The organism is Flavobacterium album (genome assembly GCF_003096035.1).
Lineage (GTDB): Bacteria > Bacteroidota > Bacteroidia > Flavobacteriales > Flavobacteriaceae > Flavobacterium > Flavobacterium album.
In genome coordinates, this window is sequence record NZ_CP029186.1 from 2,599,075 (window position 1) to 2,615,201 (window position 16,127).

17 protein-coding genes are annotated in these 16,127 nt (G+C 44.5%); 9 read left to right on the forward strand and 8 right to left on the reverse strand.

Annotated features, from left to right (window positions below; translation table 11 throughout):
* Nucleotides 1-37: 37 nt before the first annotated feature.
* Complete coding sequence (locus HYN59_RS11670; protein WP_108778426.1) at nt 38-1,588, forward strand: DEAD/DEAH box helicase; 1,551 nt, start codon at nt 38-40, stop codon at nt 1,586-1,588.
* On the opposite strand, the gene HYN59_RS11675 is transcribed toward HYN59_RS11670, so the two are convergent.
* On the reverse strand, nt 1,574-2,785 hold the full coding sequence (locus HYN59_RS11675) for a DUF763 domain-containing protein (protein ID WP_108778427.1): 1,212 nt from the start codon (nt 2,783-2,785) through the stop codon (nt 1,574-1,576). The two genes, HYN59_RS11670 and HYN59_RS11675, sit on opposite strands and share 15 nt — an antisense overlap.
* 241 nt (nt 2,786-3,026) lie before the next feature.
* Here HYN59_RS11675 and HYN59_RS11680 point away from each other — a divergent pair, with 241 nt between their 5' ends.
* From HYN59_RS11680 to HYN59_RS18085, 8 genes are all read left to right on the forward strand, one after another.
* On the forward strand, nt 3,027-3,218 hold the full coding sequence (locus HYN59_RS11680) for a hypothetical protein (protein ID WP_108778428.1): 192 nt from the start codon (nt 3,027-3,029) through the stop codon (nt 3,216-3,218).
* Between the two features lie 17 nt (nt 3,219-3,235).
* Nucleotides 3,236-3,676: a hypothetical protein gene (locus HYN59_RS11685; protein ID WP_108778429.1), complete on the forward strand. Its 441-nt coding sequence runs from the start codon at nt 3,236-3,238 to the stop codon at nt 3,674-3,676.
* A gap of 67 nt (nt 3,677-3,743) precedes the next feature.
* Nucleotides 3,744-4,685 carry a cation diffusion facilitator family transporter gene (locus HYN59_RS11690; RefSeq protein ID WP_108778430.1) on the forward strand — a complete coding sequence of 314 codons (942 nt, stop codon included), beginning with the start codon at nt 3,744-3,746 and terminating at the stop codon, nt 4,683-4,685.
* A gap of 157 nt (nt 4,686-4,842) precedes the next feature.
* Complete coding sequence (locus HYN59_RS11695) at nt 4,843-6,033, forward strand: cytochrome-c peroxidase (RefSeq protein ID WP_108778431.1); 1,191 nt, start codon at nt 4,843-4,845, stop codon at nt 6,031-6,033.
* A 132-nt stretch (nt 6,034-6,165) separates the two neighbouring features.
* Nucleotides 6,166-6,444, forward strand: coding sequence for a hypothetical protein (locus HYN59_RS11700; RefSeq protein WP_108778432.1), 279 nt, complete (start codon nt 6,166-6,168; stop codon nt 6,442-6,444).
* A gap of 8 nt (nt 6,445-6,452) precedes the next feature.
* The gene (locus tag HYN59_RS11705) at nt 6,453-6,731 is read left to right on the forward strand and encodes a hypothetical protein (RefSeq protein ID WP_108778433.1); all 279 of its coding nucleotides are present in this window, start codon (nt 6,453-6,455) and stop codon (nt 6,729-6,731) included.
* 196 nt (nt 6,732-6,927) lie between these two features.
* Nucleotides 6,928-8,376 carry a glycoside hydrolase family 30 protein gene (locus HYN59_RS11710; RefSeq protein ID WP_108778434.1) on the forward strand — a complete coding sequence of 483 codons (1,449 nt, stop codon included), beginning with the start codon at nt 6,928-6,930 and terminating at the stop codon, nt 8,374-8,376.
* Between the two features lie 209 nt (nt 8,377-8,585).
* Nucleotides 8,586-9,071, forward strand: a complete 486-nt coding sequence (locus HYN59_RS18085; protein WP_108778435.1) for a hypothetical protein — start codon at nt 8,586-8,588, stop codon at nt 9,069-9,071.
* 234 nt (nt 9,072-9,305) lie between these two features.
* Here HYN59_RS18085 and HYN59_RS11720 read toward each other — a convergent pair whose 3' ends face one another.
* The 7 genes from HYN59_RS11720 to HYN59_RS11750 all read right to left on the reverse strand — a co-directional run bounded on the left by HYN59_RS11720 (nt 9,306) and on the right by HYN59_RS11750 (nt 15,860).
* Nucleotides 9,306-10,679, reverse strand: coding sequence for a glycoside hydrolase family 16 protein (locus tag HYN59_RS11720; RefSeq protein ID WP_108778436.1), 1,374 nt, complete (start codon nt 10,677-10,679; stop codon nt 9,306-9,308).
* A gap of 69 nt (nt 10,680-10,748) precedes the next feature.
* The gene (locus HYN59_RS11725) at nt 10,749-11,402 is read right to left on the reverse strand and encodes a GldM family protein (protein WP_108778437.1); all 654 of its coding nucleotides are present in this window, start codon (nt 11,400-11,402) and stop codon (nt 10,749-10,751) included.
* Between the two features lie 62 nt (nt 11,403-11,464).
* Nucleotides 11,465-12,163, reverse strand: a complete 699-nt coding sequence (locus tag HYN59_RS11730) for a hypothetical protein (RefSeq protein ID WP_146185928.1) — start codon at nt 12,161-12,163, stop codon at nt 11,465-11,467.
* A 99-nt stretch (nt 12,164-12,262) separates the two neighbouring features.
* On the reverse strand, nt 12,263-12,727 hold the full coding sequence (locus HYN59_RS11735) for an acyl-CoA thioesterase (protein WP_108778439.1): 465 nt from the start codon (nt 12,725-12,727) through the stop codon (nt 12,263-12,265).
* A 120-nt stretch (nt 12,728-12,847) separates the two neighbouring features.
* A complete protein-coding gene (locus HYN59_RS11740) occupies nt 12,848-13,429 on the reverse strand; it encodes a Crp/Fnr family transcriptional regulator (protein WP_108778440.1) in 582 nt (193 codons plus the stop codon).
* A 51-nt stretch (nt 13,430-13,480) separates the two neighbouring features.
* Nucleotides 13,481-14,575, reverse strand: a complete 1,095-nt coding sequence (locus HYN59_RS11745; protein ID WP_108778441.1) for an endonuclease — start codon at nt 14,573-14,575, stop codon at nt 13,481-13,483.
* A gap of 70 nt (nt 14,576-14,645) precedes the next feature.
* Nucleotides 14,646-15,860, reverse strand: coding sequence for an RsmB/NOP family class I SAM-dependent RNA methyltransferase (locus tag HYN59_RS11750; protein ID WP_108778442.1), 1,215 nt, complete (start codon nt 15,858-15,860; stop codon nt 14,646-14,648).
* Nucleotides 15,861-16,127 lie beyond the last annotated feature (267 nt).

Below are 16,127 nucleotides of genomic sequence, written 5' to 3' on the forward strand. Positions count from 1 at the left end.
TGTAAGTAATTCGATATTTTTGGGAATTATCATAGCTATGGAAAGAGAAAACGAAGCAGGGGACAGGAAAGAGCTGTACCATTATCAGCAGGAAGACATTGATGCTATTTTTGAAAAGTTTGAAGGCAAGCCGGATAATTATCATTTGCTGTACCAGCTCCCAACCGGAGGAGGCAAGACGGTTATCTTCTCGGAGATCGCACGCCGTTATATAGAGAAATACAACAGAAAGGTACTTGTGCTCACCCACCGCATAGAGTTGAGCAAGCAGACCTCCCAGATGCTGAAAAGCTTTGGGGTTAAGAACACCGTTATAGACAGCGGGGTAAAGGACCTTCCGTACAACAATGATTATTCCTGCTATGTGGCGATGGTGGAAACCCTCAACAACCGCCTTAAGGATAAAAAGTTCCATATGGACTATGTCGGGTTGGTAATTGTCGATGAGGCGCATTACAATTCCTTCCGCAAGCTGTTCACCTACTTTAAAAACTCACTGTTCCTTGGGGTTACAGCAACGCCTTTAAGCTCGAATATCGACCTGCCGATGTATGAGACCTACAATGAGCTTATCGTGGGCGAGCCGATCCAGTCGCTCATCGATAAAAAATTCCTTGCAAAGGCAGTGATGTATGGCTATGATGTAGAGCTCACCTCGCTGAAGCTGGGCATCAACGGCGATTATACTGTGGGTTCTTCCGATGAATTGTATTCGCGTTCGTCCATGCAGGATTTGTTGCTGCAATCCTATGAATCGCGTGCCAAGGGCAAAAAAACCCTAATCTTTAACAACGGTATCAACACCTCTTTGTATGTGTACGAAACCTTTAAGGCTGCCGGGCTGCCGATTAAGCACCTGGATAACCGCACACCCGAAAACGACCGTAAAAAGATTCTCAGCTGGTTCCACAAAACGCCCGATGCAATACTTACCTCCGTTTCGATATTAACTACAGGCTTTGACGAGCCTACCGTTGAGGCAATTATCCTAAACAGGGCCACAAGGTCACTTACGCTCTACTTCCAGATGATAGGCCGTGGGTCGCGCAAGCTGCCGGAGAAGGATGTGTTTACGGTAATAGACCTGGGAAACAACGCGCAGCGCTTTGGATTGTGGAATGATCCTGTAGATTGGCAATACATCTTTAAGCACCCTGAGCAATTCCTCGAAAGCATACGTACCGATGCCGAGATAGAAAGCTACCATGTATATGCCATGACCGATGAGGTACGTGCCAAATTTGCCAAAACGATTGACGTTACTTTTGATATTGAAGAAGAATTTCGTAAAGCAGCGGAAGAAAAGCATAAACCTAAAACGGTTATAGAGCATTCAATACGCCAACATGCCTTCATGTGTATTGAAAATGCCGAAACCATATCCGAAGCCCGTAAGCTGGCAAAGCTCCTTGATCCGGATATCGAATACCGAGTAAAGCAATATGCCAAGCTGCTTGCCAAGACTACAAAGAACTACCGCGAATGGCTTATTGAGGATTATAAGAACCGACTTACTGTGATGATAGGCCGTATTTTCAATAAGTACCAGGCAGGCGATGAAGAGCCTCTGGAACTAAAAAAGCTGTAGCTGGCTGCCATCGCTGCCTTTGGGAGGTTTTGCCTTGCCAAAAACGGTGCGGCCGCCATATTTCCACGATTCGTCGCGCTCCTTTTGAATGAGCGCATCAAAATTGGTATTAGGGGTAAAATCTTTTTCGGCATTCCATGAAATTTCGGAGAGTTTTTTGATAGCCTGCATCTTATCAGAATTGCCGATCTTAGCGCGATGGATAGCCGTTTGCAGCGTGCTTATGGTTTCATCGAATACTTTTACAGGAACAGGGAAAGGGTGGCCGTCCTTGCCGCCATGGGCAAAAGAGAACCTTGCGGGGTCATCAAAGCGGGTAGGGGTGCCGTATATCACTTCGCTCACGAGCGCTACAGACTGTATCGTCCTCGGCCCCATGCCTTTCAGCATCAGCAGGCCTTCAAAGTCCTCAGGCTTATTCTCATGGGCTACCCAGAGCATAGCGCCAAGCCGCTTCATGTTCACATCTTCCATCCTTACATCGTGGTGGCCGGGCATGGCAAGGTGGTTTAGCTCTTTAATTATTTTGTCGGGGTGCTCGTTAACAATCAATAACGATTTTTCGCGTGTTGCCGCAGCTTCCGAAGCTGTAAGGTTGAGTATCTTTCCCCGGTTTTCTCCGTAAATAAAGGTATGCGGCTCATTGATAAACGATTGCAGGTTCTCGCTGTGCCAATGATATCTTCGGGCGGTGCTTGTATGGTTGTTCATCCCCTGCTGGACGACACACCATTCGCCTTTGTTATTCACGATAAAATTATGCTGGTAGAGCTGGAAGCCATCCTGTATTGCTGTGTTGTCAACTTTGGCGGTAAGCCTGCTCAGTCCGGCGAGCTCGGTGCCGTTAAGCCCGGTGCGGTTGCCAACAGCCATGAGCTCATCAGGAGTTTTCATGGAATGAGTGCCTTTGCCACCGCAAATGTAAATGCCAAGTTCTCTAGAATGCGGATTGACCGAACGCTTCAATGCTCCTAAAACAGAAGTTGTAATGCCGGACGAATGCCAGTCCATACCCATTACAGCGCCAAAGCTCTGGAACCAGAAAGGGTTAGCCAGTTTGCTGATTACTGCAGAGGTGGAGAATTCCATAGCAATGGTCTCCACGATAGCGAGCCCCAGCTTTGCCATCCTCTCGGCCAGCCACACAGGTACATGCCCGCCATGCAGCGGAAGGTCGGCAAAACCGGAACGTTTCATTTGAATTATTTTCTTCAAAGATAAGAAAAATTTCATCGGGCATTGTTAAGTCTGTATGTTTTAACACGATCCTTTGGCATCACATATTCGGATACTTGCATTTAACCTTCTGGCATTCAATAAGACATTAGTATTTTCAAAGATTTGGCATTTATTTAATACTAAATTGTACCTTATTTTGAATTTAAGTGAGTAATTTAGGAGAACATAAAACGCCTATTAACTTATAATCTATAATGCCATGGAACGTACGATTACACAGGACAACAGCATGAATGCACTCAATGCTGTATCGTATGAAAGCGCTGCCGCCGAATTTGAAAAGGAGGCCCAGGCAGAGGAGCTTTCGTGCAGCCTATTGCTTAAGAACCTTTTGCTTACCAACTTAAGGCTCCTTAAATTGAATGAGATAAGCAGCATGCTATTATTTTAACTACAAACAGAATTGCTATGGACCAGCCTAAAAAAAACACAGAAAACGAACAGTTAGGGAATCCGCTTGGAAAGGATAACGGCTCGGGACGTGAAAGCCAGCGCACCGATAATTCCGGCAGCGACAACCTGAACGCAGGAAGGCCCGGAACAGGCGACGACCGTTCCCCTGAGAATGATGATATCGACGATACCGACAAATACCTCGCGATGGAACAGCCCGGCGTGCAGTACACGCAGGATAGCGACCCGACAGCAAATTCCGACCATATGGATTTTAGTAGTGAGAACGGGGACGATGAATGGAGCGAGGAAGGCGGCAACAGCAAAAATTCGGATGCCTTTAACCAGGACGATTATATCCTGAATGACAACGTAGACCTGGATGAAGACCAGAATCAGTCGATATCCAGCGATGATGAGGATTACGAGGAAAGCAACGAGCGTTATACTAATTAGGCATAAACTAAATTATATATCCCATCCCCGGTATCTTCAAGGTATTGGGGATTTTTCTTAACCAACTATGACAGGCAATTCAAAATTAGCGATATACGGCGCACTGGCGGCTAATGTTGGCATTGCCACAGTGAAGTTTGTGGCAGCATCGGTCACTGGGAGCTCAGCCATGATCAGCGAAGGCATTCACAGCGCCGTTGACAGCGGTAACTCTTTACTATTATTGTTAGGTATGAAGCGCAGCCAACGGCCACCGGATAGGGGGCATCCTTTTGGGCACGGCAAGGAAATCTATTTCTGGTCCCTCATTGTGGCCATACTGGTTTTCTCGCTGGGCGGCGGGATGTCGGTATACGAAGGCGTGAGCCACTTGCGGCATCCTGTAGAGCTGCGCGATCCGTTCTGGAATTATGTGGTATTGTTTGCTTCGATGCTATTTGAAGGGGCATCGTTGGTCTTTGCGGTGCGCGAATTCAATAAAACGAAAGGAAAATTCAGTTTCTTCGAAGAGCTGCACATGAGCAAAGACCCGTCGCTGTTTGCTGTTATCTATGAGGAAAGCGCAGCCATAACAGGGCTGCTGATAGCTTTGGCTGGTGTGTTTCTGGGGCATTATTTTAATAACCCGATGTTTGACGCAATAGCATCGATGCTGATCGGTGCAGTGCTGATAACCGTGGCCATAATTATGGTGAAGGAAAGCAAAGGCCTGCTGGTAGGGGAAAGTGCCAATGAGGATATCGTAAAAGGCATTTACGACCTTGTGAATAAAGAGCCGCGTGTCGAGACGCTTTATTTCCCACTTACCATGCACCTGGCCCCTAACGAGATATTACTGGCGTTGGATGTTGAATTCCGTAAGGAAATGACAGTCGAGGAATTGTTTGAAACCATAAACCAACTGGAAGAGCAAATAAAAAAGGCATTCCCCAATGTAAAGAAAATCTACATCGAAGCCAGGAATTTTGGCGGCAGGCAAAGGCCTTGGCAGATAGAAACGGTGGATTAATTAATCACACTTACCGGCAAAGGCATGTCCCGGTTTTCAGTTGTAGACTAGACAAGACAGTTTTTTGAAACTGTGAGGTCAGATATATTATGGAAAGTTTAACATTATCACAATAGTGGCTTGGACACCCGTAAGGTATCTTTGTGTTGCATCCACTATGAAAAGAAGTTACCTTATACTGCTTTTGCTGCCTTGCCTTATTTTGTCCTGTTCGGACGAAAAAGACTACGTCCCTATAGCTTCCGAACCGGAGCAGGCTGTGCTTAACCTTCCGGATGTACCTTATAACTACAACGAACCGCTGCCGACTTATTTTTATACTAATGACAGCGGGCCGGTTCCCAGTTCTGTAAATGGAATAGACAATACCCCATCTTCCAATCCTATTACCAATGAAGGCGCAACTTTGGGACGTGTATTATTTTATGACAAAAACCTGAGCCAGAATCGTACCACTGCCTGCGGTTCCTGCCACCGGGCCGAAAAGTCGTTTGCCGATTCAAGCCCTTTTAGCCACGGCTTGTTTGGCGCAGCCACGAAGCGGAATTCTATGACGCTTATCAATACGCGCTTTTACCAGCGCGGGCGTTTTTTTTATGATGAACGCGCCGCAACGCTCGAAAAGCAGGTCGTAATGCCGATACTTGACCATACAGAAATGGCGCTTACTCTCGATGAGATAAAGCGGCGGGTAGAAGAAAAGCCGTATTACAGCAGGCTTTTCATTGCGGCATTCGGCTCGAGCGTGGTGACAAATGAGCGCATAGAACAGGCACTGTCACAGTTTATAAGGAGTATGGTGAGCCATAAGTCGAAATACGATATGGGCAGGGCACAGGTAGTCAACATGCGCGACCCGTTCCCTAATTTTACCCAGGATGAGAACCGTGGCAAAGACCTCTTTTTAAAGTCGTTTGCCGATGGCGGTGTCAATTGCTATGCCTGCCATACCACCGAAGCGTTTGTAAGCCACAATAGCGGGCCTGTAAATAATGGACTCGATGCAGTTTCGGCAACCGACCAGGGCGCTTATGGATTTTATACGTCGGCGCCAGAGCTTGCCGGGGCTTTCAAAATACCTACGCTGCGCAATATAGCGCTTACCGGCCCGTATATGCATGATGCAAGGTTCAATAGCCTGATGCAGGTAATAGAGCATTACAACAGCGGCGTGCAGAACCATACCAATCTTTCGCCATTACTCAAAAGGCCGGATGGCATGCCAAGGCAGCTGAACTTAAGCGATGCTGATAAGCTGGCGCTATTACGTTTCCTGAATACGCTCACCGACCAGACGATAATGAGCGACCCCAAGTGGATCGACCCGTTTATCAACCAGCATTTATAATTCCACTCCGGCAATCGCTTCACGCCTCACTACGTAAAACTACGTATTTATAAAATCAGGTAATTCCTACCTATGCCGAATGGATCGGTTTTTTGAATTTTACACCATACTAAAATTAAAAAAACTTCTATTATGATCCATTTTTCAACCAACGTACTCAGGCACTCTGCTTCGTGGACAACAACCGAAGAGGCCTGCACAAAGATCTCCGGTTTTCCCCAAAACCTGGTGCTTAATGTTAATGAGGGATATGAGGTACTGCATTTTGTTAGCCGCTATATGGCTTACAAAGGATGGTATTCGGAGATTACGTTCCAGAATATTGAATCGGCTATAAAAACGCGCCTGCCATTTGGGGTGCGTACCCATAATGAGGTAAAGGACTGGCTCGATACCAGTTTCAGGAGGTAGTGTATTGTATGGCAAATTTTACAATTGACGACCTGAAGCTGGAGTATTATTGGGAAACGCCGGAAGATTCGGTGAAAGGTATTACAGGTTTCCCCCCAAATGTAATTCTCAACTGTACGCAGGGTTACGAAGTTCTTTATTTTTTAAATCAGTACATGGATGATATAGGGTGGGTTACAAAGGTAGCTTTCAATAATATGGAACTACTTCTTAAACACCGCCTTCCATATGGTACCCGTACCCATATGGATATAAAAAACTGGCTGGATATGCTTCACAAGAGGTAATATGTGTTCTTTTTTAAGTGGCTAAAGCCCCGTCCGCAGCGGGGCTTTTTAATTTTCATTACCAAAATAACAGTAAACCGCCTGTTACAGTGCCATGATGCCAAAAATTGAAGCAGTTGCCTGTTAAAGTCTGATTGCATCCTAATGGCTATGGTCTAAATATATTATTTTTAAGATCTAAAAAATAATTGACCTCATGAAAAAGCTATTTGCCGTTCTTAGTTTATCTGCACTTACACTACTGCAATTGGGGTGCTCGTCATCGTCATCCGATGATGGCAACCCATCCAACAATAATCCCGACCCTGTAAATCCGGGAACCAATGAAGTTGATTTCTGGCTTACCAATAATGCCGGTACCGTAAGGCTTGCAAAGCAAACAACGATACTCGATTTTGGCACGGCAGCCAATGTATTGCCCTCAATAGAAGTGAACGATGCCACTACTTACCAGTCGGTTGACGGTTACGGCTATACCCTTACCGGCGGCAGCGTACAGGTAATCAACGGCCTTGGCGCCGCGCGTAAGCAGGAATTGCTGCAGGATCTGTTCAGTACTACCACAGGCATTGGCGTGAGCTACCTTCGCATCAGCATCGGTGCATCGGATATGAGCGCCGCACCCTTTACTTACGACGATATGCCAACCGGGCAAACCGATCCTTCGCTTGCCAACTTCAGCCTGGACAATGACAGCGCCCTGATAGCCCTCTTGCAGGAAATACTGGTGATCAACCCAAATATCAAGATTGTCGCGACATCCTGGAGCGCACCGGTCTGGATGAAAACCAATACAAGTTTTAAAGGTGGTAGCCTGCAGCCACAATATTATGATGAGTACGCACAGTATTTTGTAAAATATATACAAGGGATGCAGGCACAGGGCATAGCCATCACAGCAATAACGCCGCAAAATGAGCCACTGAACCCGAACAACAACCCAAGTATGCTGATGCAGGCAGTGGAGCAGGCCAATTTTATAAAGAACAATTTAGGCCCGGCATTCCAGGCTGCGGGTATTACGACAAAGATCATTGCTTACGACCATAATTGCGATGTGCCCTCGTATCCGCTAACAATATTGAGTGATGCTGCTGCCAACCCATTTGTGGACGGCTCGGCATTCCACCTGTATGCCGGGGATATTTCTGCGCTCACGGCTGTGCATAATGCGTACCCTGATAAGAATGTTTACTTTACAGAGCAATATACAGGCTCAAATGGGAATTTTGGGGGCGACCTGAAATGGCACCTTAAAAATGTGCTGATAGGCTCAATGCGTAACTGGAGTAAAAACACACTGGAATGGAACCTTGCCACCAATGGCTCATGGGGACCTCATACCGACGGCGGCTGCTCTGACTGTAAAGGGGCTATAACCATTACCAGCAGCGATACTTATGTAAAGAATGTATCGTATTTCGTGATAGCCCATGCATCGAAATTTGTCCCGGCAGGTTCAGTGCGGATCGCAAGCAATGTTTCGGGGAACCTGAACAATGTTGCGTTTAAGACTCCGGCCGGCAAGATCGTGCTTATAGTGGAAAATGACAGCTCGGGTATCGAGTATTTCAATATCAAATATAATGGCGAGTGGGTTAAAACAAGCCTTGAAGGCGGGGCAGTTGCGACTTACATTTGGTAATTGCCAATATTCACTAATGAAAAAAAGCACTGCGAAAGCGGTGCTTTTTTGATTGATTACCAAATAAGTAAGTAGTTTTTTACAGTATAAAAACTTAACATTGGGCAATTGTTTTATTAACTAATTTTGATAACGATTAATTTACAGTGAATTAACAATGTTTGTTCAGTGTAAAATAAAGCATCTGATTAATCAAATAAAAACAAGAAATGAGACAGCCTGTTAAGAAAAGCCCCGAGGCGAACGAACAAATGAATGAGACCGATAATACTCCTGACGTTACAGGAACTGACACAGTAACTGAAATACCGGTTGCAGCGCCTGCTGAAGAAAAACCGAAACCTGTGCGCAAAAAACCTGTGGTTAAAACCCCGGAAGTTACGGAGGTACCTGCCGAATTAAGCACCGAACAAGCGCCTGTAGCAGAACCGGCCACTGAAGATGTCCAGGAAAGAACTGAAGTGACTTTTCAGGCTATAGCAGCCGAAAAGAAAGCTAAGAAAGCGGATAAGGAAAAATCCAAATCGAAAAAGGATAAGGATAAAGACAAGAAAAAGAAGAAGAAAAAAGCTAAGGCCAAAAAGAAAGCTAAAGCTAAAAAACAAAAAGCTAAAGACAAGGCAAAAGCTAAAAAGAAAGAAAAGCAAAAAGCCAAAGCCAAAAAGAAAGCTAAATCTAAAGGAAAGAAAAAATAGCTTTATACAAAAAGAGCGAAGTCAACAGGCTTCGCTCTTTTGTTTTACAGGGTTTAATTTGAGAAATATTTACCACATAGGCACATAGCTCGAAAATTACTTAAAAAACTATCATCATAGTTAAACATAGGTTTGAAGCTATGCTTCAATGCTACTGTGGGCTTTTTTGCAAACTTCATTATTACTATGAAAATCTATGTATCTATGTGGTTAGATTAAAAGTGGAAAGTTTTATTATTGATAAACCCTTATATAATCAATTTCCATAGAGGACTGTGTGAAATTCGGGTCGATGTTCCCGCCAAAATTTCCACCCATTGCTACATTCAGGATAAAGAAAAAGTTATGGTCAAATGGCAATGAAGGATCATTGGCAACGGAATGTATCAATGTATTGTCGGCAAAGATCTTAATGACATCAGTATTCCATATAACAGAATACTCGTGAAATTCTGAAGATACATTTGGTATCACCTGGCTGCCACCATTGGCATTGCCACCCGAATGGCCGGGATAATGCAGCGTACCGAATATCCTGTTCTGCTGGTTGCCCACGTGCTCCATGATATCGATCTCGCCACAGGAAGGCCATGCCGCCGTTGCATAATTTTGCCCCAGCATCCAAATTGCAGGCCATGTACCGCCGCCAACAGGCAGTTTGGCGCGTATCACGGCACGCCCGTATTTAAAGTTGAATTTTCCATCGCTCACAAGCCTAGCCGAGGTATAGGGCGATCCGTTCAATGTTTGTTTTTTAGCGGTAATAACCAATTTTCCGTCAGCAACAACAACGTTCTCAGCGCTGTTAGTATAGTATTGTTGTTCATTATTACCCCATCCGCCGGCGCCCGTGTTGTACGACCATTTGGTTGGGTCGGGTGCGCCGGGCGTATTAAACTCCTCCGACCATACCAGGTTGGTAAAGTTCTCGCTGGCCGGGGGTGTCGGCTGCGTTGTTGTGAACGTATGGTAAACGGCTTTCGAAGGATCATTGCCTATAACCGCCCTTACGGTCATACGGGTATTGGTAAGCGACAAGATCTCATAGGTGCTTTGCCCGGCAAAATAGCCCATGAAGCCGCCATCGGCAATGGTGAGCGCTTTGCCTGTAGTACGTCCGGCAACGCCGCTTTGCGTAACATATGAATCAGAATCGCCCAATGTGACAGCCTTAGGGCCTGTTGCTGTATAAGGTAGGCAGCTGTCGGTTGTGCCGGTGCCTCCGTGTGAAACTACATACCCGCCATTAAAGAGCGTGCTGCCACTATTGTTCACGGTAAGCCTTAACTGCCCGTTTTGAAGGTCAAAGGTCAGCGTGTTGTCATAAAGGCATCCGGTTTGCGGATTATTGGCAAATTCAAAAGGCGCTGCCTGGTCGATGTTGCCATAGTAGTTGATACCGTTATTCGCAGAGTTTTCACCATAGCCAATGTGCCCGGTTTCGCCTGCCGCCCAGTACCATGTGCGTGACGAACCGCCCGAAAGCTTATTGATAAGATCCTGGTTTGGGTCTGAGGGAGTACCATTACTGCTGTCGCTGCTGCTACAGGATGTAACGGCAAGTGCCATAACGCAAAATGCGATGGCTTTGTAAAGATGTTTTTTCATTATAGATTTTTTTGGAATAGCGAATATAGGGAAATTTTAGAGGAGGGTATAACTGAAATAACCGTTTTATTAATCAATTATTTTTCCTTTTATTACTGGAAGTTTACATATCCACATATTTTCCAGTCCTTTGATATGGCCCCAAATTTTGTGGATCATGATTTCTGTACCAGGCTTTGACTTCTTAATGATAGCTATCGCTTCAGCACTCATTTTTGATCCTTCAACTTTAATGTGCTGCGTTTTATGTTTATTAAATATAAATATTTCAAATCTTTCTGCTTCTGCCGGCTCCATATAAAATAACTCAGGAAATAGTACAGTAAGTTTCGCATCGATTAATTGCTGCTTTGTCAATTCAAACGAGCATATCCTGCAAATAACATTGCCATCGATTGCTGCTTCCAGCATTGGCAATCCAAGAATTTTAAACGATTTTTCCTCATGTAATATAGAGCCATCCGGCATAATGGCTTCAATATCAATCTTCATTTCATTGCCGGATCCCGCACGTAACATATAGTTTCCGACACTGTCTGTTTTTACTAAAGCCGAATCTTTTGCAAATGCTTTAAATGATTTTGCTCCCGGCACGGCAATTTTAATAGGGTTTTCGATTCCCCGATAAACGATATTCAGTTTCTCTGCAGAAATTACAGAAATATTTTGATCGGCCTGGCTAAAGGCAAACAAGGGTAATAGGTAAAATAAAATGTATTTCATATATAAGCCTTTATAAGTATAACGGATTTAAGGTTTTAAAGATTATAGAGAAAATACATTTCTTATTCTTTCTTTAATTTCCATTCCCCGTTTTCACCTACAAATTCCTGTATAACCGGCTCTTCATTCGTCAGATCACGTTCTTCTTTATATACAGGTATGGCATTATGTTTTTCCAGTCGGAATGTATAATTGGACTGTATTCCATAAGCCCCGGAAAATAACTCGCATTCTATAAGTTTTGTTTTATTGTCATAATGCGGGTTATCCCAAATATCGGTATTGTCTGCATTATTCAGGAGCTTTACCAGTTTTGTTTGGTTTTGGTCATTTAGATAGATGATCGTCCATTGGTTGCCATTCATATTCGATGCTACTATACATAAAAGGTCCTCATCACCATCTTTGTCAAAGTCGGTTATTTTAAACTCAGAAATTATATTCTTGCCATCTATCCTTCTTATAGGCCAGCCAATATGATGAATCATTTCCTGGAAAATGTCCTTTTTTCCGTTATGCCATACGAGTTTCGCAATAGTATCATTCTCCAATTGTAAAGAATATTTTACAGGTACTTTGCCTTTTAGGGTGAATTCCGATGACGGCTTTTCTCTTTCCCATTGTATACCTGTAATGGACATTGTGTCATTAGCCTCATGCTTTAAATGATAAGTAAGGCATTTTTCTCCATTGTATATAGTTGTTTGTGCTGTAAGCGGACCGCATACACATATCATAAGAAAAAACGCCAGTGTTCTCATTTTATTAGTTTATCCAAATGTACAGATTTACCCTTATCAAATAAAAAAACTTCCGGCGATTAACCGGAAGCCAAGATTAAAAAAAACGGGAGATTAACACTATCTCCTTAGGGAAGCAAGCCGATCATTGATGGTGGCATATTGCTGTAATTCGGTATCCTCAAATTGGCGGGCCATTTCAAGGAACCAATTGGGGTGTTTGTCACGCATACCGGTTTGTAAATTGATATGGATGAACTTTGTCCAAAGCAGCGCGCGTAACTGTTGCTGGTTTTCGTCCCACATGGCCATTTCTACCAATAATGTGTCGTCCGATAGTTTAATGAGTGCCGATTCGATGCAGACCATTTCGTTATACAGGGCAGGGGACAGGTAAACGATCTCGTGCCTGCTTACCATCCACCCAGAGCCTTTTTTGTAGAGCGCTGTCATATCAATGTCGTGGAATTCCTTAAGGTGGTCTTCGCGGGCATTGAGCATGTAGTCGATATAGCCGGAATTGTTGAGATGATTAAAAGGGTCGCAGTCGCTGAACCGGATCTTGTAAAATGTCTTTAGTTCCATTGTTGCTTGTTTGATGAAGAAAGTTGCATTACGGAGAAAGGTTTTCCTTTGACATTTATCAAAAAAGTTCCGGAGTTTCAAAGGCACAAAGTTTCAAAGTCGGATATGCGGGAACGACAGTTACACTTTAGCCCTGATCCTGCTCAACGTTTCCTGTGTAATGCCCAAATAGGAAGAAATGAGCCCCAACGGTACGCGTTGCAATAGCAGTGGATCATTAGATATAAGGTTACTATAGCGTTCCTGTGCGGATATGAATTGCAATTCCGTGAGGCGGCGATGCATTTCAAGCATTTCCTGTGTGATGAGGTAGCGTCCCAGGCGCTCAATCTCGTGGTAGCGGTCATACAGTTTTTCGAGTTCGTTATAGGGCAGTGACCAGATTACTGACGGTTCCAGTAATTCGATCTGCCTGCCATCGGGCATATTGGTTACGTGGCCGCTCATTGAGCAGGTAAACGAATTTTCGGCTTTAAAGCGTTCGGTCACTTCTTTCCCGTCTTTCAGGTAAAAAGTGCGCGCCAGGCCTTTTTCGATGTAATATACATTCCTGCATATATCGCCGCAGGGAACCAGCACGTGCCCTTTTGGATGGCTTTCTTTATTCATGAGCGAAAGCAATGCCTGCGTGCTTTCAGGGCTGAGCTTTAAAAAAGGGGAGATGCTGTCGAAAAAGCTTATTTTTTGGGTTGTATTTGCCATATCCAAATATAATAAAAATAAAAAAGCCTCCCGGGTGTGGGAGGCTCAATATTAGTTCACTACGATCTTCTTCGTGGCCGAACCCTCATCGGCTGTCACCTTCAGGAGGTAGAAGCCTTGCGGAAGGTTGCTCAGCTTGTAGGTATTGTTTTCGCCTTTTGGTTTCTGAATATACTGTACCAGCTGTCCGTTAAGGTTGATAAGCTGTATTTCGTCCAGCTCGGTTTCAGAATAGATATTCACTTCATTGTTCACTGCGGGGTTAGGGTACACCGATACAGTAGCCATAAGGTGGTCTTCAACACCTGCAATGCCCCAGCGGTCCTGGGCTACCGGGCCGCCCCATATAAGGGTAGCAAGGTAAGGGTTGTCGATAAATGGGTTCCTGTTGCCTTGTCCATATGCATTGCCGGCATTGCCAAGGTAGGTATTCCTGTTGTCTTCGTACTGCGATACCGGGTCTTCGGCATTCCACTCAAGGAATAGCATAAGCATATTCGGGTCGGTAGCAACGGTAGCGCCAACACCTACATTTTTAGGAAGGCACTGGTTGCCATAGCGAAGGTACATATACATCATCATCCTGGCGATATCACCTTTCCATTCGTCACCGGGATACCATTGCTCGCCGGTTTCAAATGAATTTCCGGAACCGTCAAAAAATTTATCGTTATTCCTGTCGCCGTTACGTTTTTTATCAGCAGCCCTTATATGGTGTACATCGGCGCCGGGGCCGGAAGTTCCAAGGTCAGGGTTTCCTAATGCTTTTGGGTACGTATGCTCCCTGTTCCAAAGGCATGGCGCTGCAGTACCGTCATCGTCCATGTTCTTGTCCCTTCTCCTGTGGTCTTTATCGTCAGAAGTAGAGGCCGGGCACATATTGCTGCTAAAGCCATAGATCATAAACAGGTTGGTATGTGTAGCATCTGCCGGGTCAAGGTCAACAATCTTTATAGCATTTTCTGCCTCCTGGTAAGAAAGCTGCTTTGTATGGGTGGTTGTAATCTTAGTCGCCAGTGCAGATTTTAAGGCCATGCCGCTCTGGTTGAAATTAAAGCCATTGTAATAAGGAGAAGCCGGGGCTCCGTCCTGTGCAAAAACTACACCGGTAGATGCAGCCAGCAAAAAGGTAATTATTTTTTTCATTCTAAATTTTTAGGGTGTCAAATGTAGGTGATAATTTCCACACTAACTGAAATTTAACACCGAAAATCATTTATTTTTTACGTTCCAGCAACGCCATATAAAAGCCGTCAAAGCCACTTTCGGACGCAAGGACCTTGTTTTCTTTTACGAAAGTAAATTCTTTGCCTATTTCTGTAGTTAAGAAGTTCTTGACTTGTTCCTGGTTTTCAGAGGGTAACACAGAGCATGTGGCATATACCAGCTTTCCGCCGGGCTTTACGATTTTAGAATAGCTTTCCAAAACCTCGGCCTGCGTTTTACGGATGTTGTCTATAAATTCAGGCTGCAGTTTCCACTTGCTGTCCGGATTTCTTTTCAGCACGCCAAGCCCGCTGCAAGGCGCGTCAATAAGTACGCGGTCGGCTTTGCCGTGCAGTTTCTTTATAACTTTGGTACTGTCGATAATGCGGTATTCAATATTAAAGGCGCCATCACGCTTTGCCCTAATTTTCAGCTGTTTTAGCTTGCTTTCATAAAGGTCCATCGCAATAAGTTGGCCTTTGTTCTCCATAAGGGAGGCCATGTGCAGCGTTTTTCCACCTGCACCGGCACAGGTATCTACTACGCGCATTCCCGGCTCTACCTCAAGGAAACGGGCAACCATTTGCGACGAGGCGTCCTGCACCTCAAACAAGCCTTCTTTAAAGGCATCGGTCAGGAAAACGTTCGAACGTTCTTTCAGTATCAGTGCATCCGGATATTCTTTTGGGGCTTCTGTTTCGATGTTTAGGTCCATCAATAGCGCCCTTAGTTTTTCGCGTGTAGTTTTCAGAGTGTTTACGCGAAGTATCACTTTGGCCTGCTCGTTTTGTGCGGCAAGCTCTTTTTCCCAGTTCTTTTCGCCAAGCTCTTTTATACCGAGTTCGTCCATCCAGTCCGGGATCGATTCACGATATTTTCGTATTTTAGAAAGTTCGTCAAAACGGCCTTTAATACGACGCACAGGGGTGTCTTCAAAATACTTCCAGTCGGGCAGGGTTATGCCGCGAAGCACTGCCCATACAGCAAATATGCGCCACAGGTTGTCGCGATCGTACGGTTCCTTCACTTCGGCAATTTCGGTATAAAGGCGCTTCCAGCGTACTATTTCATATATCGTTTCGGCAACAAATTTGCGGTCGGCACTGCCCCAGCGCTTGTCTTTCTTAAGGGCGCGGGCAACCACCTTATCGGCATATTCGCCATCATTAAAAATAAACCCAAGGGAGTCAATAACCGTAAAAACTAAATTCCTGTGTAATCTCATTGTAAAAAATTGAACCGCAAAGGTATTGAAATTTTAGGGAATCTGGAATATAACCGGCGTACGCCACTAATCAAATATGATATTTTAGCCACGAATTACACGAATTTTCACAAATTATTTAATGCAAAATAAGGTGATTAAAGAAGTTTTACTTTATTTGGTAAGTTCTGCCCTATAATTTTAAATGCAAGATAAATGCGGCTATACATAAAAAGTACTTAACATTATATTTACTCTATGAAGACATTCCTCAGATAGCTTTCTGTA